General features: G+C 44.9%; 21 protein-coding genes and 1 pseudogene. 5 read left to right on the top strand and 17 right to left on the bottom strand.

Annotation, left to right across the window (positions count from 1 at the left end; genetic code table 11):
• Positions 1-266: 266 nt before the first annotated feature.
• Both FU659_RS08465 and FU659_RS08460 read left to right on the top strand, forming a co-directional pair.
• The gene (locus FU659_RS08465; RefSeq protein ID WP_222708506.1) at positions 267-1,040 is read left to right on the top strand and encodes a HAMP domain-containing protein; all 774 of its coding nucleotides are present in this window, start codon (positions 267-269) and stop codon (positions 1,038-1,040) included.
• 17 nt (positions 1,041-1,057) lie between these two features.
• Positions 1,058-1,912: a methyl-accepting chemotaxis protein gene (locus FU659_RS08460; RefSeq protein WP_147947168.1), complete on the top strand. Its 855-nt coding sequence runs from the start codon at positions 1,058-1,060 to the stop codon at positions 1,910-1,912.
• A gap of 124 nt (positions 1,913-2,036) precedes the next feature.
• Here FU659_RS08460 and FU659_RS08455 read toward each other — a convergent pair whose 3' ends face one another.
• The 13 genes and pseudogenes from FU659_RS08455 to FU659_RS08395 all read right to left on the bottom strand — a co-directional run bounded on the left by FU659_RS08455 (position 2,037) and on the right by FU659_RS08395 (position 18,452).
• Positions 2,037-3,353, bottom strand: a complete 1,317-nt coding sequence (locus FU659_RS08455) for an ABC transporter substrate-binding protein (RefSeq protein ID WP_147947167.1) — start codon at positions 3,351-3,353, stop codon at positions 2,037-2,039.
• Between the two features lie 97 nt (positions 3,354-3,450).
• A complete protein-coding gene (locus FU659_RS08450) occupies positions 3,451-5,106 on the bottom strand; it encodes a response regulator transcription factor (protein ID WP_147947166.1) in 1,656 nt (551 codons plus the stop codon).
• Between the two features lie 15 nt (positions 5,107-5,121).
• Entirely contained in the window at positions 5,122-6,855 is a 1,734-nt protein-coding gene (locus FU659_RS08445; protein WP_147947165.1) for a cache domain-containing sensor histidine kinase, read from the bottom strand.
• Positions 6,856-6,907: 52 nt separating this feature from the next.
• Complete coding sequence (locus FU659_RS08440; protein WP_147947239.1) at positions 6,908-7,693, bottom strand: carbohydrate ABC transporter permease; 786 nt, start codon at positions 7,691-7,693, stop codon at positions 6,908-6,910.
• Between the two features lie 56 nt (positions 7,694-7,749).
• Positions 7,750-8,694, bottom strand: coding sequence for a carbohydrate ABC transporter permease (locus FU659_RS08435; protein ID WP_147947164.1), 945 nt, complete (start codon positions 8,692-8,694; stop codon positions 7,750-7,752).
• Positions 8,695-8,975: 281 nt separating this feature from the next.
• A complete protein-coding gene (locus FU659_RS08430; RefSeq protein WP_147947163.1) occupies positions 8,976-9,500 on the bottom strand; it encodes a GNAT family N-acetyltransferase in 525 nt (174 codons plus the stop codon).
• Complete coding sequence (locus FU659_RS08425) at positions 9,497-10,708, bottom strand: Gfo/Idh/MocA family protein (protein ID WP_147947162.1); 1,212 nt, start codon at positions 10,706-10,708, stop codon at positions 9,497-9,499. Before FU659_RS08425 ends, FU659_RS08430 begins: the two co-directional genes overlap by 4 nt.
• A complete protein-coding gene (locus FU659_RS08420; RefSeq protein WP_147947161.1) occupies positions 10,705-11,556 on the bottom strand; it encodes a metallophosphoesterase family protein in 852 nt (283 codons plus the stop codon). Before FU659_RS08420 ends, FU659_RS08425 begins: the two co-directional genes overlap by 4 nt.
• A gap of 20 nt (positions 11,557-11,576) precedes the next feature.
• Positions 11,577-12,356 carry a carbohydrate ABC transporter permease gene (locus tag FU659_RS08415; RefSeq protein WP_261807701.1) on the bottom strand — a complete coding sequence of 260 codons (780 nt, stop codon included), beginning with the start codon at positions 12,354-12,356 and terminating at the stop codon, positions 11,577-11,579.
• Positions 12,357-12,506: 150 nt separating this feature from the next.
• Positions 12,507-13,397 carry a carbohydrate ABC transporter permease gene (locus tag FU659_RS08410; protein WP_147947160.1) on the bottom strand — a complete coding sequence of 297 codons (891 nt, stop codon included), beginning with the start codon at positions 13,395-13,397 and terminating at the stop codon, positions 12,507-12,509.
• 93 nt (positions 13,398-13,490) lie between these two features.
• Positions 13,491-14,857 (bottom strand): annotated as a pseudogene (locus tag FU659_RS08405) (ABC transporter substrate-binding protein).
• 234 nt (positions 14,858-15,091) lie between these two features.
• Positions 15,092-16,645, bottom strand: coding sequence for a response regulator transcription factor (locus tag FU659_RS08400; RefSeq protein ID WP_222708505.1), 1,554 nt, complete (start codon positions 16,643-16,645; stop codon positions 15,092-15,094).
• Positions 16,623-18,452, bottom strand: coding sequence for a cache domain-containing sensor histidine kinase (locus FU659_RS08395; protein ID WP_147947158.1), 1,830 nt, complete (start codon positions 18,450-18,452; stop codon positions 16,623-16,625). Before FU659_RS08395 ends, FU659_RS08400 begins: the two co-directional genes overlap by 23 nt.
• A gap of 194 nt (positions 18,453-18,646) precedes the next feature.
• Here FU659_RS08395 and FU659_RS08390 point away from each other — a divergent pair, with 194 nt between their 5' ends.
• The gene (locus FU659_RS08390; RefSeq protein ID WP_187273998.1) at positions 18,647-19,471 is read left to right on the top strand and encodes a hypothetical protein; all 825 of its coding nucleotides are present in this window, start codon (positions 18,647-18,649) and stop codon (positions 19,469-19,471) included.
• 69 nt (positions 19,472-19,540) lie between these two features.
• On the opposite strand, the gene FU659_RS08385 is transcribed toward FU659_RS08390, so the two are convergent.
• The gene (locus tag FU659_RS08385) at positions 19,541-21,064 is read right to left on the bottom strand and encodes an MDR family MFS transporter (RefSeq protein WP_147947156.1); all 1,524 of its coding nucleotides are present in this window, start codon (positions 21,062-21,064) and stop codon (positions 19,541-19,543) included.
• Positions 21,065-21,319: 255 nt separating this feature from the next.
• Between FU659_RS08385 and FU659_RS08380 the strand changes: the two genes are divergently transcribed.
• Both FU659_RS08380 and FU659_RS08375 read left to right on the top strand, forming a co-directional pair.
• Complete coding sequence (locus FU659_RS08380; RefSeq protein ID WP_187274014.1) at positions 21,320-21,745, top strand: MarR family winged helix-turn-helix transcriptional regulator; 426 nt, start codon at positions 21,320-21,322, stop codon at positions 21,743-21,745.
• Between the two features lie 315 nt (positions 21,746-22,060).
• The gene (locus tag FU659_RS08375; protein WP_147947154.1) at positions 22,061-22,336 is read left to right on the top strand and encodes a protein kinase family protein; all 276 of its coding nucleotides are present in this window, start codon (positions 22,061-22,063) and stop codon (positions 22,334-22,336) included.
• Positions 22,337-22,502: 166 nt separating this feature from the next.
• Here FU659_RS08375 and FU659_RS35255 read toward each other — a convergent pair whose 3' ends face one another.
• From FU659_RS35255 to FU659_RS08365, 3 genes are all read right to left on the bottom strand, one after another.
• A complete protein-coding gene (locus tag FU659_RS35255) occupies positions 22,503-22,667 on the bottom strand; it encodes a hypothetical protein (RefSeq protein ID WP_187273997.1) in 165 nt (54 codons plus the stop codon).
• Positions 22,668-22,949: 282 nt separating this feature from the next.
• Positions 22,950-23,339, bottom strand: coding sequence for a WGxxGxxG family protein (locus FU659_RS08370; RefSeq protein WP_147947153.1), 390 nt, complete (start codon positions 23,337-23,339; stop codon positions 22,950-22,952).
• Between the two features lie 293 nt (positions 23,340-23,632).
• The gene (locus tag FU659_RS08365) at positions 23,633-24,100 is read right to left on the bottom strand and encodes a GNAT family N-acetyltransferase (RefSeq protein WP_147947152.1); all 468 of its coding nucleotides are present in this window, start codon (positions 24,098-24,100) and stop codon (positions 23,633-23,635) included.
• Positions 24,101-24,378 lie beyond the last annotated feature (278 nt).

The following is a 24,378-nucleotide window of genomic DNA, read 5'->3' as shown; positions in this document are numbered from 1 at the left end:
GATTTAGTTTACTAAAATGCTAATAAATATATAAATTGCACATAAAATTCTAGTTTACTATAATATTTTCGACAGCATTCGTCGAAATAAGATAAGGATACAATATCCAGAGAAAGGGAAAACATGACCCCTTATAAAAAAAGAGATTCTTCGGAGGCTGTGCATAATGAAACTCACGCTGTACAAAAAATTATTTTTTAGCTTTTTTAGTTGTTCTGCTCCTTCTTTCCGCGATTAGTATGACTTCCCTATTTAAAATGAATGCCATGGAAGAAACAGCGAGGCAAACGACGAAAACAGGACTGCCTAATATGATCCTGCTTGCAAATCTGAATTTTGATCTAAAAAATCTCGATGATCTCATGCTGCGCATTCAGTTAAACATGCAAGATAAATCATCACAAGGCTACTTCAATGAATCAGGCAGCAGCTCGGGAGATATCACTATTTCCCCGTCTGATAAGGCAAAAAGCTTATTTAATGACATACAAGAACGGATTAAGCTCCTTGACGGCATCTTCCAAGGTGAGAAAGATGTCCAATTGCTCAACGCATTTAAAGATCAATGGGGACAATACGCCAATCATTTTCCAGCAACGTTGTCAGCTGTTGAAGCGCATGGAGCCGAAGGAATGAGCCTTATTCAGCTATCCAGTTCTAGTCTAAGCAGCTGCAGCATCCTCATTGAGATGTTTACCAAAAAAATTCAGAATCAGGCCGATGAATGGGTAACAAATCTAGACAATTCCTACAAAACTGGACTCAGCTGGATTATCGTTTTGAGTATTATAGCAATAATCGTCGGCTTAGTCATTTCATTCCTGATTGCCCGTCACGTCTCTCAGCCGATCATTTCCATGAGTACTGCAGCCAAACGCATTTCTGAAGGTGATCTTTCCGTACAGCATGTCTCACTAAGACGGCAGGATGAGATAGGAGCACTAAGCTCCTCTTTCAATCTAATGACCGAACACATGAGGAGCATGATCCAAACCGTAAACGGACATGCCGTAAACGTTCCTCTTCTGCAGAGCAGCTGAAATCCAGTTCCATTGACATGCAGCAAGTTTCTCAACAAATTACGTTGACCGTCAAGGAAGTAGCTAGTGGAGCAGACGAGCAAACTCTTACAATGGAAGAAACGTCTCTTTCCATGGAAGAAGTTGGGGCCGGTATTTATCGGATGGCCGAGAGCGCCTCATCGATTGCCGAGTCTGTCGAATGGACCAAGCAGCAAGCAGAAACTGGCGAATCTTATGTAAAGAACACCGTTCAACAGATGGAGTCCATTCATGAATCCGTACATCAAACGGATCAAGTAATGACTTTACTTGAAAACAAATCCAAAGAAATTGGCCTTATCCTACAAGCTATACAGGATATTTCAAATCAAACGAATCTTCTGGCCTTAAATGCAGCTATTGAAGCAGCTAGGGCCGGCGAGCAGGGGCGTGGGTTTGCAGTGGTGGCTAACGAAGTCCGCAAACTGGCCGAACAATCTCATACATTTTCGGAAGATATATCCACGCTTATTGGTGAAATTCAATCGACCGTCCACGAATCGGGTGATGCACTGGGCAACGTTAAAGCAGAAGTACAAACCGGTATCCTGCTCGTTCAGAAAACAGAGCAAAACTTCGGAGAAATTTTGCAGTCCACCTCCCAGGTTGCTTCGCAAATCCAAGAGATGGCGGCAACCTCCGAGCAAATTTCAGCGGGTGCCCAGGAGATTATGGCATCTGTTCATCAGGTCACTAATATCGCCAAAAAAACCGCAGCTTCTTCCCAAGATGTCTCTCACTCTGCTGTCAACCAGCTCGAAACGACAGAAGAAGTGAAAGCAGCAGCGCAATCTCTTTCCGTTATGGCGGAGGAACTTCAGCAGACCTTAGCTCGTTTCCGCACCGCGTAAATTACGGAGGGAGCCACGTCATTCCATCATACAAACTCTTAAAACGACTAATGCTTCGCCTTTTTTTAAAAGGCGAAGCCATTAGGATGCCAACTCATCCTTGATCCATCATATGGTTATACAACTACTTGGCGATTTGCGAAGCATTTTTCTCATATTCTTTTGCTTTTTTGACAATTTCGTCATACGTCTTGTCAACCGTACTTTTGCCGAAGGACAATAAATCTACGATGCTGGCATAATCCTTTTGGAAATTACCCCAGCCTACAGCACCCGGATTGAATGGCTGCGCAGTGGGGGCTGTTTTGTTAATAAGATCGACTTGTGCTTTGTCAGTCGGATTAAACTTAGGCTCCATCACTGCGAGCACTTTTTTGGAAACTGGAATTCCTCTCGTTGTACCCAGGATATCAGCCACTTCCTGATCATTAATGAACCAGTCAATGAACTTCTTGCTTTCAACCGCGTTTTTGGAATCGGCGCTTACGCTCCAGAACATAGAAGGCTTCAAATAGCCACTGCCTTTAGGACTTGTCACTAGGCCTGCCCCCTTCAGGTTAGTGGCCATACCCGGAAACTCAGATGCAAATGTCCGGCGAATAAGCGATTTGCCATTAATGACGATATCTTGCTTTGGATCGCCAATTTTATCCGTTGCCCATTGATCCGGTGGAAGGATTACACCTGCTTTGGTCAGTTCGATGTGCTTATTCGCCCATTCCATCCAAGTGTCTTTATCAATGTTGAATTTGCCGTCTTGTGTAACGGAATATCCTTTACCTTTGCTCAGTTGGTACATGTCGTAACTAAACAGATCGTTCAAAGAGTTGTACAAGGCATATTTATCAGCTCCGAGCTTAGCTTTCGCATCTTTACCGAATTGGAAATAATCATCCCAAGTCCATCCATCACTTGGCCCCTTAATTCCCAAACTGCCTACTAATTCTTTGTTGTAGCCCATGCCCATGGCATTATTGCCAAGCGGAATCGCAAATAGCTTGCCGCTATACTTTCCTGAATCAAGCAGTGTCTTATCTACATCTGTAAGGTTGATTCCTTGACTCAGCTCAGCCAACTGGCCACGACCGGCATATTCCGCCAAGTACGCTGCATCCATTTGGATAATATCTGCTGCGTTGTGGGCTGCTGCTTGCGTGGAAAGCTTTTGGAAATACCCGTCAAAGCCAGAGAACTCCGGCTCGAACGTGATGTTTGGATGCTTCTTCGTATACAGATCCAATGCTTTCTGTGTCGCTTCATGCCGTGTTTGGGAGCCCCACCATACAATTCTTAAAGTAACAGGCTTATCTACCGCTGCGGGAGCAGCAGTTGCCTCCTTCTTTGCTGCCGGTTTATCGCCCCCTGTCCCTCCACAAGCGGTAAGTGAAACGATCGAAGCAACGATTATTGCTCCAGTAAGCATCTTAAACTTGTTAGTCATTGAAAACCCCTCTTTTCTTCATCTAAAATAAGTTCCTTCCTCACAAAGTATAAAGCGGTTACATCAAACCTTATATATAATAAATGAATCATTCTAGTTAGAAATCGCACACATCATCCGAAGGTGTATCTCTATCTTTCATTAAATCGCTCGGATTTTTGCCTGTGTATTTCTTGAACACCGTGCTGAAATAAGAGGGGATAGAGTACCCAACCTGCTCAGCCACTTCGTAGATCATCCATTTCCCTTGCAATAAGAGCAGCTCTGCCTTCTCCATACGCACTCGAATCAAGTAGTTCATGAACGTTTCACCGGTCGCTTTTTTAAAGATCTTATTCAAATAGTTTCGCGAAATGAAAATCTTGTTAGACAGCGTCTCTAATGTGATATCTTCTGCGTAGTGTTCATGGATGTATTGAATCATAAACTCCACTGCTTCCTTATGGCGAGGGTTCTCATTCATAATTCGGTTTCCGTATAACTGATCAAGCCTGTCGAGCAGCCACGATTCTAATTGATCACCTCGATAGATGTTGTCCATATCTTTCTGAATATCGATCATCGCATACATATCCTGAATGGAGTTATCCAGATCGTTCAACGCATAACCCAGCACTGCCCATAGCTGCATGCCTAAATTGCGAACATACAAATAATCAACGGATCGATTTTCGAATTGAATAAAAAAATCCCTCGCGGTTTGACGCGCTTGATCCATCTGCATATAACGAAGTGAGTCCGCCAAAATTCGAAAAAACTTCACAGGCCCTATTTCTAACTGTTCAAGTTTAATATTCCCCTCTAGCTGCATTGTCTTGATATGGGAATAAAAGAGCACATTCGCAGAGAGACTCTGCTCAGTCGCAAGAACTTGAAACGCCTCCTCCGCTGACTCAGCAATCTCCTTCCACGATAGCCGTGAGCTACCAACACCTATTCTTACCTGAAGATTTAGGTAAGTGTTCATGCAGCGTACCATTTCGTTTCCGAGAGCAGCAACTTGTTCTGCCCATGGGGGTTCAGGAGCTTCCTGCCAGCCATGAAACACGATCATTATATGGCTGCTCTGAATTTCTATGAATTGAGAATTCGACCAATGTTGCACCAGTAATTCATTAATAATATTTCCTACAGCAAACCTGAATAAATGCCAGTCTTGAAGGCTGGCGTTTCTAATTCTTGGCGTGCGAAGCAGCTCAACGGCCATCACGAAGTGCCGCTGTTGATCCCACTCTGCAAAGGCGGCTGGAAGCTGCATATAAATAACAGGATCCGTGGATCCTGAAATGAGTGCGCTCAGCCATTGCTTCTGAACAAAAGGTTCGTACATGGAAATTTTATTCGAAAGCGATGCTATCTCCTGACGATTTTCAACCTCCTCGTTTAATTCGTCCAATGCCTTGCCGAGCACTTGCTTCAAGTCGACCATCGTGATTGGCTTACTCAAATAATCAAATACGTTCAGACGAAGCGCTTTACGCGCATATTCAAAATCTGAGTAACCACTAAGCACAATATACTTGGCCTCTATGCCGTCTGCACGCAATTTTTCAATCATTTCCAATCCATTTAACTGCGGCATATAAATATCCGTAAGGACGATATCTGGCTTCTCTCGGGCAATGAGCTCATAACCATCCAGCCCGTTCTCCGCCTCTCCAACCCACTCAACCCCAAAATTTTCCCAGGGTATTGCCTTTTTGAAGCCTTGCAGAATATGAAAATCATCGTCAACAACCACCAGTCTCCACATGGTTCAGCCCTCCTTTTATGGTCTGCTCTTTATGATGGGTAAGCGGATGACCACTCGGGTCCCTCCTGCAGGGAAATTGTCCATTTCAATTCCAAATGGCAGCCCATATAATACAGCGATACGCTCCTTGACGTTTTTAATCCCATAGCCACCAGGTGTAATTGCGGCTCCTTGATCCCAGTCCGCCTTTAGTCCTCGACCGTTATCAATGATCTGAATGAGGATACCATGATCATCCTTTTGCAAGCTAATGTGAATATGACCAGTTCTTCTTCCGTTAAACCCATGCATAATTGCATTTTCGATAAAAGGCTGTAGGGTCAGTTTTGGTACATAAAAGTCTGTACATTCTGCATCAATATCAAACACCACTCGCAGATTGTCGCCCCATCGGATTTGTTGAATGGTCAAATAACACTCTGTATAAAGAATTTCCTCCGAGACCTGAATCAAACCCTCACCTTTGGAAAGTCCGATCCGAAACATCCGCCCAAGCAGTGAAATCGCTCTACTAATATCGGACTGGTCGGCCTGAATGGCCATCCAATTTATTTGATCGAGCGTGTTATATAAAAAATGCGGATTGATCATCGCTTGAAGCGCTTTAACCTCCACCTCTTGTCGCAATCGGTATTGGTGCTCCAGAGACACATACAGTTCACCAATCCGGTCCATGAGGTTGGTATATCCTTGAAATAGAGAACCGAATTCGTTGTTATAGTCCGACGGCAGTCTTGCACTTGGCTTTTCCAATGAAAATTGATTCATCTTTTTTATTAATAAACGTAACGGCTTTGTAAAACCTCTTGATAATAATAGCGCAAAAACCAAAGCCAAAACCAAAGCAATACATCCAATATAAATTGACACCTGTTCGCTTTTTACGCTGCTTTCCGTAACGCGTTCCCAAGGCGTTAGTTCAATGATAGACCAACCTGAATATTCAAAATTAGACCACACCATAAGCTGATCATTGTCATTATGAAGCTGGATCCGTTTGTACCCACTTTGACGTACCAATTGATTAGCAAATTGCTTATAATGGTTGGCATAAAAGGACTCACTGCGACTTCCTATTGATGTGATGAGACTTCCTTCATTATCGATTAGCAGTCGGCTAACATCCTCGGATTCACTCTTCATCGTTTTCTGTATACCTGCAACGCTTGCATTCAACATGATGATGCCATATACCTGACCGGAATCTGATACGATTTTTTTCGTAAAACTGATCATTTGCGTTTTATTTTTAATGTAACTTTGTACAGGATGCTCAGGTATCCAGGCTTGCTGTTTGCTGGCAATCATCGGATACCACACTTCCTGCTTTAACCTTTCAAAATCCAGAATTTGAACAGGACTGTAGATATCTGTTGTCAACTTCGGGTCCTCGATATAAATTGAAATCGATTTAATAAAGGAAGAGGTGTAGACCATATTGGAGAAGGTATTTTTCATGTCCTGAAACCGAATAATGTCCGTCTGCTGTGAAAATAAAAACTGTTGCAAATCATTATTTAGCGAAGCCGTCGAAGCCGTCTGCTCGATAAATTTGATCTGATTGTTGATCTCGTCACCCATTCGATTTAGCAGCTTTTGCTGGTAAAAAGATACGCTTTCGACTGATTGGCGCGTGGTATAACTAGAATTAAACAAGGTCATGATCGATACCAAGATGAAAATCAACATAGCGAATCCACCAAAGAGAAGCCAATCGATACCGAACCTTTTAAATGGGTTACTGGTCAAGCGCACACCTCCTGAAAGAAGAAAAAAAGCTACAGAACTGCAGCTTTTAATTTTAACCTTTGAGTGCACCGGCGGCAATGCCTTCTACAAATTGCTTCTGCACGGCAAAAAACAAGATCGTGGAAGGAACGATAGAAACAAGCGACATCGCAAGCAACTGCCCCCATGATCCATCACCTGACTGCGTATCTACGAACAGCTTAATGGCTAATCCGACCGTGTACATACTTACCGAGTTTATATAAATCAGATGTCCGAAGAAATCGTCCCAATTCCATAAGAAACAGTAAAGTGCAGTTGTAACCAATGCAGGTCGAATTAAAGGCAGCATAATCCTAAAGTAGATGCTGAACCAACTGCAACCGTCCATCTTGGCTGATTCATCAAGCTCCCGAGGGATACCTCTCATAAACTGAACGAGTAAATAGACAAAGAACGAACCGCCTACACCTCCAGCCAGCAAATGAGGAATAATAAATGGCAAATACGTATTTATCATTTTCATTGAATGAAACATGGTGTACTGTGGAATAAGGGTCACTTGACCTGGCAGCATCATCGTTACTAAAAGGATGCCCAGCCACATTTTACGCAAAGGAAAATCAAGTCGTGCTAGAGCAAACGCAGTCAAGCTACAAGAGGCAAGCGACAAGATAATTAATATCAAAACTAATCCGAACGTATTCATGTAGAAATGGGTAAATGTAAATTTGGGGATCGCGCTCCATCCCTTAATAAAATTATCCAACACAGGATGTTGAGGAAATAACCCTGGAAGCATCAGTTCGCTGTCCTGCTTAAGTGACGCTCCAATCCACCACAGAACCGGATAAATCATAGTAAGACTGAGAAGAACGATACCAAGATGTCTGGCGGATTTTTCTTTACTCACTTCTATTTCCTCCCTGTTTCCGACTCATAGTACACCCAATATTGGGATGTGGCGAAAATAAGAGCTGTCGCCATTCCAATGACGATCAACAGTACCCAAGCTAGTGCTGATGCATAGCCCATTTGAAGTTGATCGAAGGCACGTTCATACAAATACAAAGCATACATATAAGTAGAATTGGCTGGTCCGCCTTTGGTAATAATGAAAGCTTGCGTAAACATTTGAAACGACTGAATGGTTGCCAACACCAGATTAAATAATAAAATCGGCGAAAGCATCGGCAGAGTGATCGAAAAGAACTGTCTGATCTTCGAAGCGCCGTCCACGGATGACGCCTCATAAAGATCATTAGGAATTTGCTTTAATCCCGCCAAAAAAATCACCATCGTTGATCCAAACTGCCAAGCCGCTAAAATGATCAGGGTCCCTAGCGCTGAGCTCGGGTCGCCAATCCATGATTTCCCAGCTATGTGGAAGTAGCTTAATAAGTGATTAATAAAGCCGTCCTGACCAAAGATTTGCTTCCACAGGATGGAAACCGCGATACTTGTTCCAATGAGAGAAGGAAAATAAATCATCGTGCGAAAGTAGGACATCCCCTTTATTTCTTTACGCAGCAACATCGCTACTAACAAGGCGAAAATCAGTTTCAAAGGTACAGAAAATACGACGAATTGCAGTGTAACACTAAGCGACTGTAGGAATTTGTCATCATCGATTAGAATTTGCTTGTAGTTGTCCATACCGATCCAAGATGGCTTTGCCAGTAAAGAAAAATTCGTAAAAGAGTAATATTGCGATAACGTCATCGGCCATAAAATGAAAACAAACAAACCAATTAGCCAAGGCGCCATAAATAAATAACCAATATAAGGAGTTTCCCATCTTTTGATTTTACTGACTGCCTTTACTTGTACATTAGGTATGTGTAGCTTAGTTGTCTTCATACCGTGCACCTCCCTGTTCCTTCAAGTATAAAGAGTGATCACGCTGGTTTGTATACTAGTAAAGAATAAAAAAGTTTAGAAATCGAGCACGAATCTCGAGGCACAATGAAAGAACCCGAAGGATGGACACTTGATTGAAAAAGTGTCCATCCTTCGGGTTCTAGTTCGTTATTCAGCTATTTTCCTACTTCGTCTTATTCAGCATAGTGGCGGAAATTAACGCTTATGCGGTTGGAGCCTACATCGAGAATGTGCAGCACTGCGCCATTCGCTCAGATCATTCAACCTACTGCAATGAGCCTCAGGATATGCGTCCACCTCTGTTCATGACTCTCATCGAGATAGACAGGACGAAAGCCCAATTTCCAATACACCTTAATCGCAGACAGCCGAAAATCATCGGTTTCGAGCAGCGCACTCTTTCGGCGTTCGCTTCTCATCCGGTGCAGCGCAGCTAAGGTTGCGGCACGGCCAAGTCCTTGACCTGCATACTCGGGCAGCGCCCCAACCATGTGCAAATAACCGGCTTCATCACCCGTTTCTTCCGTTTCCCAAGCTGTTGCGGTTGCTACAGGCTCGCTCCCACTGCATATGAATTGCACGCGCTCCTCTTGAAAGTAAGGGTATCCGCCGATTTTGGCCTCGAAGGCGATGCTTCTTTCAAAAGAACGATGGATAATATGCTCCCAGATGGCTTCATCACCTGGTATGAAATGGCGAAGGGAGTATCCGGGCAGAAGCGCTAGCGCCGGCAAATCGGCTAGGCTAGCCTTATGCATAACCAGCTTCGATAGGGGTGCATTCATTCGTCTTTCCCTCGATTCTTGGATCTGAAATCCGGGAAATCCATCTTCCTTCCACCGGCTGCTGCCGATTCTATGGATAGTGCAAACACCGAGCTCCACGTTGCCGCATCGTAGACATCGACCCCCGGAGCACGTTGTTCCCTAACCGCTGCAGCAAACTCTACGAAGACGAGCAAATCGCCGCCGCCATGTCTGAAGTTAGCGGCTTCATGACCCCATTCCTGCCAGAGCGGATGGTCGAACTGAGGCTGATAGTGGCTCAGCGGTTCCCACTGATCCGTCCGTCCGTCATCTTCTTTGGGCGATATTTCTTTCAGCCAAATCCAATCTTCTTCCCGCTCATGACGACCTGACGTATAAGCGCCAGCAGTTCCCTGCACGACATAATGCGTTGGATTAGGAGGTCTTGCAGATGTCCAATCCACCCGTAAGGTAATCAATACGCCACGCTCCGACTGAATCACCACCACCGAGGAATCCCCTTGCTCCCAATAGCCTTGCTGCGCTGCTGGATGCTGACCGCCATATTGCTCATGGAAATAATTCTGAAGGGATCTCGCGGGGGAAGTGAACGCCGTCAAACTCTTTAACCGATCTCCTTCTCGTTTGTTCGTACCGAGCCAGTGCGCAAGCGGACCTAGGGAGTGGGTCGGATAATTCATGCCATTGTAATCGCGATGGAGCTGTCCCCGCCACGTAAGCGAACCGTCTGCATGCGCAATGAGATGGCGGCAATCGTGCAGATAGCCTCCCTCCATATATGTCAACTCACCCAAAAGCCCCCGATCAATCATATGACCAACGGTCAGAACCGAGCGAGAATAACAATAGTTTTCCGCCATCATATAACAAAGACCCGTTCGCTGTACGGTCTCGACCAGTTCCCAGGCTTCATCCAACGTCTGAATCGCCGGAACCTCGCTTAGCACATGCTTCCCTGCCAGCAGCGCCAGGGTGGCCTGCCGGGCATGAAACGGCATCGGACTAGCGATGTAAATCGCCTCGATCCTTTCATCTTGAAGCATATGCCGATAATCCCGATAAGTCATAACTCCCGGATATTGAAGCTTCCAAGCCCCTAATACGTCCTCATTCACATCGCAAATTGCTGTCAGTTGAATGTGAGCAGCCAGCACCCTAAGGGCCTGCTCCAATCGGCCTCCCCGATTGCCTCCAACGATAGCAAGGCGCAGCGGCCCCCTGATCATCCCGGATCCCCTCCAATCGACGGTTCGACTCGGGCCGAAACACTTGACGAGAACTCATCTCCCTCAGAAGACGGGAAGGGCTCGAAATAAGGCATATGCCGACTGACGATCTGCACCGATTCCTTCACGTTCTCATCTTCGAACTTGATTAATTCAACACTTACCTGCCCATTCTCTACCGTAATAAGACGAAATGCAGGAATATCAAGCATCGCCGCCGTCTGCACGAAGTACCAGTTCTGCTCTCTGACGATCGAATTGACATGATTATGACCGTTGAAATAGAAGCCTAATCCAGCATGCTTGTTCAGAATTTGCCGCAGCTCGACAGCTTCGTGAAGCGACATCATCGCTTCTTCAGATCGCGCAGTAGTCCCGTAGATGGGATGATGGGCAAATACAAGCAATGGTTTATCGGGATGCTCGCCTATGACAGCCTCCAGCCATGTCAGCTGTTCCTCCTCCATAAACCCGCTCCAATCTGTCACGGTTTCACGCGCCGTATCCAGCATAACGAGTGTCGCTTGCTCTGTTTCGATCAGGTCATAGGGTTTTCTTCCCGTTGCCGCTAGGACATCTGCCTTATCATGTGTGTAGGTATCATGATTTCCTAGGATATGAATGAAGCGAACCCGGCTCCCATAGCTTTCAACTTTTTTGAAAATATAATCGAATTCAGCAAGCTCACCGGTATTGGTCAAATCACCAATAGAGATATGGTAATCCGCCTCCGTCTCCAAAAATGCAGATAAAACATGTTCAAAGAACGCGTCGCGCGCTTTCACCACCTCAGGGCGGTTAATCACCATAGACGGATAATGCAAATCTCCAATCATTGCGATTTTCATATCTATATACCTCCGATGCTCTAACCTTTAATCCCCGAATGCATGAAGCTGGAGATGAATTGTCGTTGAAAAATCAGAAAACCAATAAAGATTGGCGCCACCACGAGGAGTGTAGCTGCGCATACCTCCGTCCACTGACCTCCCGATTCTGTCGATTTGGCGAAGAGCGCCAAACCTACCGTGAGCGGGCGGTTTTCCACAGAATTGGTCACAATAAGCGGCCATAAGAAATTATTCCAGTGATAGCTGAAGGAGACAACGGCAAACGACAAGTAAACAGGTCGTGATAACGGCACATAGATTCGCCAAAGCAGTCCCAGTCGCGAGCAGCCTTCGACACGGGCCGCTTCCTCCAGCTCGTAAGGCAGTTGCTTGAAGGCTTGCCGCAGCAAAAAAATTCCGAACGAAGAAGCGAAATAAGGAAGCATGACACCAAGCTTCGTATCCAAAAGTCCCAGTTCTTTGAGCACGTGATAATTGGAGAAAATAAGCACATCTGGCGGCACCATAATCTGCACCAGAAAGAGCATAAACACGACATCTCGGCCAGCAAAACGAACCCTCGCAAACGCATAGGCGGCAAGTGTTAAACTAAACAACTGCACGGACAGTACGCCGCCTGTAAGGATTAGCGTATTGAGATAATAGTGGCCAAATGGAGCACCGTGCCATACCGTAATGAAATTATCCCATGTCCACTCCCATGTCCAGTGGAAGCCTAGAGCAGCGTCCTTGGGGCGAAAGGCTGTCCAAACGACCCACACCATCGGAATGAGCCATAGCAAACCAAGGATATACATGCAGGCATGCCAAAGTGTCTGTACCACGATGCGGCGGACGTTGATCGAAAATTGGGACCCGCGCAAGATTTGCTTGCGGCTATTCATGCGAGGTCGCCCAAGCTGCACCTCCATTTGATTCATACGATTCCTCCTAACAAAGCTTTATCGCTACTCATAATGAATTTTGCGATCCCATCCAAAAAATTGCAGCGAAGATACAATCAACAGCAGAACGACCAATACCACCGTCATTGCCGCACCCATGCCTTGGTCGTAGTAGCTGAACGCTGTTTCGTAGATGTAATACAAGAGCAGACTGCTGGCGTTATCAGGTCCCCCCTTGGTCATAATCCACAGATGATCGACCAGCTTGAAAGCATTCGTCACTGCCACGACCGCCACGAACAAAGTAGTCGGCATCGTGAGCGGGATCGTAATGCGCCAGAGTACCCTCCACATGCCAACGCCGTCCACAGAAGCGGATTCATATAAGTCCTTTGGTATTTGCTGTAAAGCGGCTAAATAGAAAATCATGAAATAGCCCGCTTCCTTCCATATAATCATGACGATCAGCGCCCCCATCACTGTTCCCGGTTGGCCCAGTAGACTAACTTCCTTTTCACTGAACCAGGAGGCCAAGTGCGCAAGCAAACCAAACTTCGGTGTGTATAAAAATAGCCAAATATTAGCTACGGCAATCATCGGAATCATATTCGGATAAAAATAGGCGACCCTCATGAGTCCCTTCCCACGAATAGCCTTATCGGCAAACAACGCCATTACGAAAGCAAGCGCCATGGAAGTCGGCACTGTACCAAGTGCAAACCATAGATTATTGATGAACACTTTCATGAACACAGGATCTTCCAACAGCCCTGCATAATTGCCCAGCCCATTAAAGACCGGCACCGGTGTCGCTAAGTCCAGCCTATACAGACTAAGCCATAGCGTCTTTACAATCGGATAATAAGTGAATAGACCGAGTATAAGCAGTGAGGGTAGCAGCAAGCCCCAACCCCAGCTGTTCCGCTTCAGCCTTTCGCGCCAAATGGTCGTCATCTTGCAGCTCTCCTTCAGTGAATACGACGCCCACCCGCACTGCGAGAAATATCGCAATGCCGATGGGCTGCAGCATCCACAAACAGTCGGTGTTTACTTGTTGAATGGGGCGAGCGCGCGTTCCGCTTCTTCTTGCGCTTTCTTCAACGCCCCTGCCGGATCAATCGTTCCTGACAGCACAGCCTGAATCTGATTCGTAAGCGCCGTCGATACTTTACCGTGATTATGCGTGGACAACTCCGCGTGCGCATATTGAAGCTGATCGCGTGCGACGAGCGCCTGCGGGAAGCTGGCTGCGTATTTCTTCATTGTATCGGTATCAAATGCAGACTTGCGGACACCTACATACCCCGTGCCAACGCTGAACTGCGCAGCTTGCTCCGGCTCTGTCATGAACTTGACGAATTCCCATGCTGCTGCTTGTTTTTTAGGTTCTGTGTCTTTGAAAATGTACATATTACCGCCACCCGTCGGCGATCCAAATTGCTTCTTCATCGGAGGGAAGGCGACACCGAAATCGAATTTCGCGTTATTTTTTACATTGGTGAGATTTCCGCTTGTATGCACCATCATGGCTGTTTTGCCTTGGATGAAGTCCGTTGGTACTGTCGCCCAATCAATAATGCCTTCCGCCATGACCTTATGCTTGCGGGAAAGATCCAACCAGAACTGAAGTGCTTCCACGTTCTCCGGCTGGTCGAACATGACTTCTTTCCGTCCGGCGACATGAGATTCACCTTAGGGTCTGTATGGTTTTGCAGAGCGAACAGCTGCAGCATCCAATAAGAATCGTCATTCCCCGGAATTTCCAAGCCTGCATGTCCGTCTCTCTTCAGCTTCTTGGCGTAATCAATCAGATCATCCCATGTTTTCGGCGGTTTTTCTGGATCGAGTCCTGCTTCCTTAAACATTTCCTTGTTGTAGTACAAGACGATTGTGCTGCGTTGGAATGGAATACTGTAGGTTTTACCGCCCGTTTGCGTATCTTCGACAAAAGCGGGGTAGAAATCTTTCATATTGATGCTGGGATCTTTGGCAATGAAATCATCGAGGGGGATAATGGCATTGGAATCCAGCATGGAATAAAGTTCCGTAGACATCATGACGGCCACATCCGGCGGCTGTTTCGCTTGAATCCCGGACTGGATTTTGATCGTATTGTCTCCATAGTTGCCTGTGTAGACCGGCTTCACTTTGATGTTCGGATGAGACTCCATGAATTTGTTCGTCATTCCGTCGATCACCTTCATGACCGGACCGCCTACGTTAACTGGGTAATAGAAGGTCAGTTCCACAGGCTCATTCGTAGCCTTAGTACTAGCAGCAGGTGCTGATGCAGATGGAGATGGTGAGGAGGGATTAAGACTTGCCGTCGCGTTTTTGTTTGCCGTTTGACCGCAGCCTGCCAGAAGTGTCATACCGACTGTTGGCAGCAGAAGCCATTTCAAATACTTTTGCATGGGTCGTTTCTCTCCTTTATCTTGTTTACATAGGCTTGATTACACCCTTCTCGTTTAGTATAGAATCGGATTAGACGTATGGACATGACCAGCTTTGACCGATTGTTTAACCATTTGCAGGGTGAAGACGGAATGAGGGAGAATTGTATCGATTAATTAAAGAGAGCGTAAATCACGCCAAATACGACCCAACAATTTATCATTTTTTGCCAAATATTTATCAGATGCTTTCAGCTAGTCCTGATAACGGGACGGGGAAACCCCTCTTACTTTTTTGAACATGCGGGTAAAAGAACTTAAGTTCTGATAGCCGAGCTTCTCGGAAATTTGGGTAAGCGGCAGCCCGCTCTTCATCATCGCCATGGCAGCTTCCGTCTTCTCGTAAAGGACATATTCGGTAAAGCTTGAATCCGTTACTTCTTTGAACATGCGGCTCAAATACGAGTTATTCATATGAAACGTATCCGCAATTTCCTGAAGGGAAAACTCCCGATGCATATTGGACTTGATATACTGCTTGATCAATAAAATGAGTCTCGACTTGTCGTCCTGCTCGTAACAATCTGCTACTGCTCTCTCGGCGCTGCGCACTTCTTCCAATAACAGATCAGACAGCTCTTCGAGCCTGTTCGCCGCATAGATGCGGTCTACGAGTTGATGATTCGTAGATATATCAGCCATGCTCATTTCTTCACAAGCTGACCAGAGGCGGAAGAGCATCTCCGTCATCATATTTTTCACAATATGGGGATGCAGAAAAGGCGACTCTAGGAGCGCCTCGCAAAGTGCTCCGAAGAGCGCATCCATGTCTGCCAATTGGAGAGACCCAATTCGGTCGTAGATGTCTTTTTTCATTTTTTGGATAGGCTCGGTGAGTGTATCGCGAATCAAATGCGTACGATCACTGAATATGCCCTCGCTTAGATGATAAAATTCAAGCTGAAGCAGCTCGGCAGCTTCAAGATCATACACACGCCATTCATACGGGTCATGGAAAACAGCACTAATCGCGATGGTTAGCGTCATATTCAGCTTATCCTGCATCGTTTCCTTCCACCGCTGGGCTTCATCTGCAGATGGAGCTCCTGCGAAGATCAGGTGCAGCCTTTGCTTAGCGGCATCCTCCACGATTCCCAAACAACGGCTGCCAAAATGCTGGACGGTCATTTGCTGGATATCCCCATCTAGATCGGGCCACCCGCCAAACGAAGCCGTGTGTTTGCCAAGTTGAATCACCCAGGCTTGGCAGCGGGTAGCTTGCAGAAGCGCAGCAAATTCTTGAAGCTGCACATCCGAACGCTCAGGCTCGAATTTAGGCAGCACACCGTCGAGCCAGCTTTGGAGAAATCTTTTTTTCCGCTGCGCCTGATCGGTATCACGCGCGCCCGTTTCGCTGCCTGCATGTCGTTTAAGGCGCAATTCAACCGACATATTTTGCAAAATATCGCATAGTTCCTTCATATCGAGCGTTGATTTCAGCAGGAAATCAGACACCTGCAGTTGGATGGCGCTTCGCGCATATTTGATATCCTGCTGACAGGTGAGAATGATAAATTTCGTGTCCTCACGGTGCTTCTTAGCAAATTGAATGAACCGCAGGCCGTCCATTTTGGGCAGCTCAATATCTACCAGCACGATATCCGGCAAGTGCCGTACAAACATTTCATAGGCTTCCGATCCGTCACTCGCTTCACAAACAAGCTCCATGCCGAGTGTCGACCAAGGCACTGCCTTTTTTAAACCTAACCGCACCAGCACTTCATCTTCAACGATCATGACCTTCATCATGGCCACCCGCTTTCTCTTCATTTATGATCAAGGGTAATATAATTTCGATTCGTGTCCCTTCGCCAAGCTTGCTATGAACTTCAATCCCATAGTCGCCGCCATATTCCAGACAAATTCTCTCCTGCAAATTAAGCAGGCTGATGCCGGAAGTACGCGTCCTGCTCCTCTCTTGATCTTTGGGAACCAGCAGTGTCCGGAGTGTTTCTGATTCAATGCCGTTCCCGTTATCTTCGATCTGGATACTCAACCCTTCTTCAACCGCTTGGATGCGGAGACTAAGCGTGGGCTTACGGTCGAATGGCGTGCAGAAGCCATGGGTAATCGCATTTTCAAGCAAAGGTTGAAGCGTGAATTTAGGGATCTGGGCATGCAGCATGTGCGGGTCGATCTCCAAGCTCAGATCGATCCGCTGCATCGAGCGTATTTCCTGAAAGCGGATATATTGGAGGGCATACTCCTTCTCCTCTTCCACGCTGCTGAACAACGTATGCGAATTTTTCAACGTGTAATCGAGCATCCGGGTTAGCGCAAGAATCGCGTCTGCCATCGTCGGATTGCCATGCAGAACAGCCATGAAACGCAAAGCGTTCAGCGAATTATGCCAAAAGTGCGGCCGCATCTGCTCCTGCAGCACATGAACCTCCAACCTTCTCTTCTCACTCTCCACTTCCTTGATCGTATGAATCTGCGTTTGAATTTGATCGAAAAACCGATAGATGCCTTCGTTTAATGTCTCAAGCTCCTTAAAGCCCTTGTAGTCGTACCACTCTGGCGATACGCCCCCTCCCGCTGTCCGCACAATACGTGACATTTTCTGTAGAGGGAAAAGCAGCTTCGTATAAAGAATATAACCAAATGTGACAATGAGCAGCACCGAAAAAGCCGTCGTAATGGCCGTCGTCTGCCACACGCTAATACTCTCGGCATGTAGAGAGTCCATCGGAATGATCGACAGTACTTCCCATGTGGTGGAAGGGATCTGCTTATAGATAAAATAACAGTCCTGACCGGCAATTTTCAGCTTGCCTGAACCTGTATCATCGCCGTTTTTTCGGAAGATTTCATCCATTTTTTTCCTGTCCAACCCTTGCAAATAGCCAGACACCTCTGAGGAAGGCTGCGTATTCGCAAACAGCACCTTTCCTTCCGGCGACAAAATAAACACGGCATTCATGGGGTTGAGTCTTACTGTATCGAGCAGCGTTTCGATAGCCGAGCCGTTCATTTTAATCGTAAGCGTTCCGAGTGAATGGTCATCCTGGAGCATGTTTTTGCTAATGTATAAAGCTTGCGGGAATGCGCTGAAATGAAAATCGGGGGCTACGTCGGAGTGAATAAAGCTGTTGTCGAGGAATAAACGTGTCCCGTACCAAGGGAATGCGGACATGGTTGATTTGAACCGCGCTTCCTCTTCTTGATCAATAGGCGGATAGGCGAATACACGATTTTGATCGGTAAGGATTTGAATATAGAGCGGAAGCCGCAGCCGAAAATAATTCAAGTATCCTTCAATCACATCTTTGGGAACATCATGGTTGTCCTGGATTCTCCGCGTCAAATCAGTCTTCACGGATAACGTGCGCGCAAAATCATCGATATAATTCAAATAATTAATGAGATTAACGGAAAGAGAATCCATTTTGTCGAATACGATTTGATTATATTGTTTCTGAATCGTAGCCGTGGATTGCTTGCTGATAATCATCCCCTGGAAAGCAATTAAAAACAGCACACTATACGACACAAGCACGAAAAGGAGCATTTTCCAGCCACTCAGATAACTTCTTATTTGTTCTTTCTGCAGCATATTTCCATTCTCCTTGAGGACTCCACTCTATCTATGCCACATTATAGTCTCTACTCATTATCAGAAGATTAGGCGTCATATGAATTTTGTGTAAATAAATTTGTGTACATAGAAAGAAAAGGTAGTATTCTACTATATTTGTTATTATTATCAATATAAAGCCTAGCATCTGCATCCGGAGGCAAAGAAAGAAAGTGAAAGTCGAAGGAGAAGATATTGTGAAACGTTATGTCATATTTGCTTTCGTTATTATGTTTTTTACATTCGTGTTAGATGATCTGTATAACATGCCGTCTCCCCCCAGACAGGAATCCGAGTTTTCAGAGGAAGACGTTCTGCAGAAGACAGTAAAAGAATTAGGATTGCCAAATCTGCCGAATAACACCAATACGACAAGAAATGTTAAATTTTGCGGTAAAGAACCTTATAGCGTTGCCTTTGAAATTAAGGTGCAGAAAGCAGATTCGGGCAACTATGTCGTGGTCGTATCAGATACTTGGACAAACGATGCTGATCGTCAGGAGAAGCTGAAACGAATTCGTATTTATTACGTATCTCAAGAAAGTTTTAAACAGCTCTATCTGGATGGTTCTCTCACGGCAGCTATCGGTGAATGCAGTGATGATGAATATGGGCTAAAATCCTTCCGACCAGTAACCTCGGGCGTATTTATTCCGAAAGAAGAAGTTGATCAAATGATGGAACATAGCGGGGGAACGGAGGCCACTCTCGCATTTGTGCGAGCTTGGGCTGCAAAAAGTCGGGAAGATTTCATGAAATGGAGTGAGCCGTCATCAGGCATGACTAGCATGGCGGATACGCTGTTGGATGATCGTTTTTCGTATGCATTTACGGGTATGCATGGTCCAATCCTCCAAGACGATCAAGGTAAGCTTTTCTGTTTAGGTGTTAAATACAAAGTCAGCGACTCCATTGAAAAAGAAGAACGGCATTTAGAAAGTGCCATCTGCTCAAGACCAACTAGCGAAGGGAAATGGAACGTGTACATGATCGATTAGCAGAAACCGTCTTTCAACACGCCATATAAGCGCAAAAAAGCCCCGCGGCTAGCGGGGCTTTTGGTTTATTTAATGGGAAGCCGAATATTCTTCCAATTCAGCAGCTGGGTCTAGTTTTTCTTTGCTCATGAGCAGGGATGCTAGCAGAGCAATGACAGCTGGAATAATTGCCCAAGCAAAGGTATGAACAATCGACGAGGAAAGTGCTTCTGTAATTTTATCGAGAATCTGAGAAGGAATTGTGTCCCGCGTACCCGGTGTCAAGATTTTACGCGGATCGCTTAGATCAAAGCCTTGCGGCATTTGACCGCCGCCGGCAAATGCGGAAGTCAATTTTTTCGTAAACGTATGACTTTGAATGATACCGAATACCGTAATACCCAGCGTCATTCCCAATGACCGCAAGAAGTTAAGCGTCGAGCTTGCAGAGCCGCGCTGCCTTGCAGAGAATCCGTGAATCGCCGCGTTGCTTAATACTGAGAACGATGAGCCAATGCCTAGCCCGATCAAAATCATGAAGATCGTAACCATGAAGCGAGAGGAACCGGTCGTTAGTGTAGTGAGCAGAGCGATGCCGATTACCAACAGCGCTAATGTAGGAATCATGATCGAGCGATACTTAAACTTACCCAGCAAGGAACCGCCTCCCGCGGCAGTAACAACAGATCCGAGCATCATCGGAAGCAGGACAAGCCCAGAATTCGTTGCTGAACCGCCAAGAACACCTTGGATAAAGATTGGAATGTAAATAGAGGCCGTAATAAAGGCCGCGCTGCTAAACATAGCCATGACATTGCTTGTTGTATAGAGGCGATTTTTGAACATGCCAAACGTGATGATTGGTTCTTGTGCCCGACGTTCAACGAAGATAAAACTGATGACCAGCACCACGAAAGCGGCGAATAAACCAATAATCACCCCAGAATCCCAAGCATATTGCTTGCCTCCCAGTTCAAGCGCGAACATTAGGCAAACGATTGAAGCTACCAGCGTAAATGCGCCAAGGTAGTCGATTTTTTGCTTGGAATGCTCGACAGACTCTTTGTAGAAGAAAGCGATCATGATGAAAGCAACAAGGCCCAGCGGTAAGTTGATGTAAAATATCCAGGACCAATTGATATAATCCGTAAGATAAGCCCCAAGGAGCGGTCCAAAAATACTGGAAAGACCGAAGACGGCACCGAACAAACCACCCAACTTGCCGCGTTTATCCGCTGGAACCACATCAAACATGATGGTGAATGCAATAGGCATTAGTGCGCCGCCGCCAATCCCTTGAATCGCACGGTAAATGCTCAATTGTACGATAGATTGTGCTGTACCGCATAAAGCAGAGCCGATCATGAAAACAATAATACCGAAGACAAAGAAACGTTTGCGGCCATACATATCCGATAATTTACCGAAAATAGGCATACCGGCCATCTCCGCTACTAAGTAAGCAGAGGTCACCCACATTAGTTTGTCAAAACCGCCTAACTCTCCGACGATCGTACCGATTGCTGTTGCTACAATGGTATTATCCATCGATGCCATAAGTATGGCCAGCAGCAGCCCCCCTAAAATAATCTTCATATTATTTTTCTTTGCCATCTACACTTGATCCCTCCACATTGTTCGTTTGCCATTTCATTTACTATCTCACATAGATCGATAAACCTTTATATTGTACCTGCACCTAAATCCCTTTACAAATTATGCATGGTTTCGATAGAATACATGTAATTAATATTTCGATAATCAAGTATCTCGATCATCAAGATATCAACATCATAAAAGGAGGGTTCTCTTTTGTCAAGTCATCAACAAGATCAAACTACAGACCCAAAGGAACACTTTGTCTCACTCATGCGAGGACTTGGAACCCGTACGGTATTATATCAAGAAAGTGTGGCTGCCTCTCTTGGGTTATACAATCATGATTTTATATCTGTGGACATCCTGAGAGAAAAAGGACCCATCACCGCGGGAGAGCTGTCCAAATTAACCGGGCTTGCTACGAGCAGCGTTACTGCATTAATTGATCGACTTGAGAAAATAGGTTATGTACGCAGGCAAAATGATCCCAAAGACCGACGCAAAGTGATTATTGTGCCAGAGTACGAACAAAAAGAAGAGGTCAGCAATACGTACCACCCGCTTCATACCGCAATGATTACTCTGGCCTCCTCTTATACAGATGAAGAGCTTGCGCTCATTACGCAGTTTTTGGGCAAAGCAAGTACGGTCCTGGAAGAGCAGATCCATGACCTCAGCTCAAACAAACCGTACTAAATCTTCCTCCTGAATCTTGTGTAAAAAAACTTAAAAGGACGATATCCTGAGAGTCGATTTGATTTCGGGTATCGTCCTTTTCCTTTATTAGATTTTGCATCATACCTGGTAAGCCAGTATCGACGAGAATCAGTGCATACCCCGATGACACCATTCTAATCGCGCTATATAAACTCAATATAAACGGAATGATGCATACAAAAAAAACGTAATTATGAACATCATAATTACGGGTTTCAAGATAGGATACCAGATCAGAATCAGTCTACTTTATTTATTCCAGTTGCGCCCTACGACTTTAACAGATGCCAAAACATGCTACTGGAGGATAATCGTTTCTTCTTCTTTATTAATGTAACGCCTGAATTCAAATTTTTGGGAAGCGGATTGGATGTCCTTGCTTGCCCAGTGCCTCACAGGTACGTCCGGCCAGGAGGTGTGCGTCAAAGCAGGCTTGCCTTATTGTTCACCGGCAGGATGCTGCGAACTGTTGATGAACGTAGCGACCTTTATTCTTTAGGCGTTATTTTCTACGAAATGCTGGCAGACCGTCTGCCTTTTATGACCAATAATCTGCTAGAATGGGTGTAGATGCATTTGACACTAAGCCCCCCGCCAATGACGAACCAACGATCACAATTGCCTGACGGTCTAGAATCTATCATCATGAAGCTATTAAAACTGCTTGACAGCGTAAGTAACATAAAAACGCATGCTATAAAGGAGAATATTCCTCCTGAACTGCATGCGTTTTAATCTATTCGTCAACGTTATTCTTTTGACTATCTTGATCTTTACTCTCTACTTCTTCTATCGTGTACTCCATCCCTCCATTTTGGGCATGATCCAAGACAACATTAACTTCCATTGATTGTTTAGTCTTGGGGTCAATTGAGGTGACGGTTTCCTTTTGTTCGTCCATTATCTTCACCTCCGTATTTAGTATTCGGTCTATGGAAAAAATCCTCTTTTGCTGTAATTTAAAATCTTAGTGGAGTTGCAGAATTCGTAGTTTGATGTAAGGTAAATCACATCTGCCTTATTATGAAAAAAATATATAGGTATTTATGCGTGAGAACTATGAAATAAATGTGCTCACTAATACTCTCCCCTGAAAGAAGGAACTACGAGGTATGAAAAAAGCTTCCTTGTAGAACAATAACATTCGCCATTCATGCTGTTAGATGGGAGGATTTTAGTTAAGTTAAGTGATTGTATTATCTTCTCTTCTATTATTTCTTCCTCTTGAGCCAGCTAGACCAAAGAGGCCGATTAAACCAAGCCAACCCCAATTAGCGCCGGAATTTGTAGTACTATACGCACGAACAGAAGAAGAATTGTTATTATAGCTTATGATACCATCATTACTTTTTCCTACTGCGCTGTAGGATACTCTACTTCCAGTGCCTGAAGCAACACTAGTACCATAAGCACCAGAAGTGCTTAAGCTATTATAAGGCCCTGTTGAAATAGTACCTGAAGTGGAATTCATTCCAACCCCTGCATTGCCTTGTGCGACAACTATTCCGGCCGAACTAAAACTAAATGCAGATATGAAAACAACAGCCATGGTAAGAGTTTGAAGCTTTTTCATGATTTATTCTCCTCTCACGAAACTTTGTCGTATTTCGAAGTTAGGATGCTCATTAGGATCTTATTTTAACGGGGGACTTATTGGCAATCTCGATGAATAAAATGGGAAAATTCGAAGCTTGAACCAATTTATTGCCGCAACGGCAAGGAAATACTTCAAAGCCCCAAAAAATAGAAGCCAACGGGGCAGCTCCTACTTCAATTTATTCAACTATCGTTTCCCGTTTGTTTAACAACCAATACATTTACTTAAGATTCAAGTTAATCGAATATACCACTTTAGGGAGAGCATTATTACATTCCTTCGACGGTTCTGATATTTCCCTCTACATTCACAGACATGTAAACGTCTATGAGATCCTCACTTTCAACTTTAAAACCAAACCGTTCATAAAGACGTTTAGCAGAGCTTCCTTGTAAGACATTTAATGTTACACGTTTTCCTTTTACATCATTTTGTTCAAGCAATTTTTTTAATACATGACTACCGACCCCTTTACCTTGGTAATTGGGATAAATATAAAAATGTTCCAATAAATAACCATCTAACGTTGGTTTAAGAGCTACGCAGCCAACAAAAGAAGAATCTGACTCAATAATCCAAGTGTGATCTGAGTCAAATGAATTACGGAAGCGCTGACGAACCTTCTCTTCATCAAACCTTCCTAACCTAGTTAAATCATTTCGTAGTACAATTGCCCGTAAATTAGCAATTGTCTCAACATCGGAATTTTGGGATTGGCGAAGAGTAATCTGTTTCATTTAACGTAACAGCTCCTTATTCTTTTTTAGACAGCATAGGGGTTGAGCCCCCTTAAAAATCATTGAAAATATTTATTTTAAGGTCATTATGTCCTTCGCATATTATAGCGGTTTAATAAGGGCGCATCTATATGTAGTCACTTGTAACGCTAAGATATTAACATTGGATAACTGCCCGATAGTCATAATGAACGAGGCGGCCCTCATTCGCCTAACGTAGGTTGCTTTTGGTTAGAATGAGTAGTGGATTCTACTTAAAACCAAATGCAGAGCTACAA

This window comes from Paenibacillus sp. N3.4 (assembly GCF_008017805.1).
In the GTDB taxonomy this organism is placed as follows: domain Bacteria; phylum Bacillota; class Bacilli; order Paenibacillales; family NBRC-103111; genus Paenibacillus_E.
This window is presented reverse-complemented; position numbering and strand designations above follow the sequence as displayed.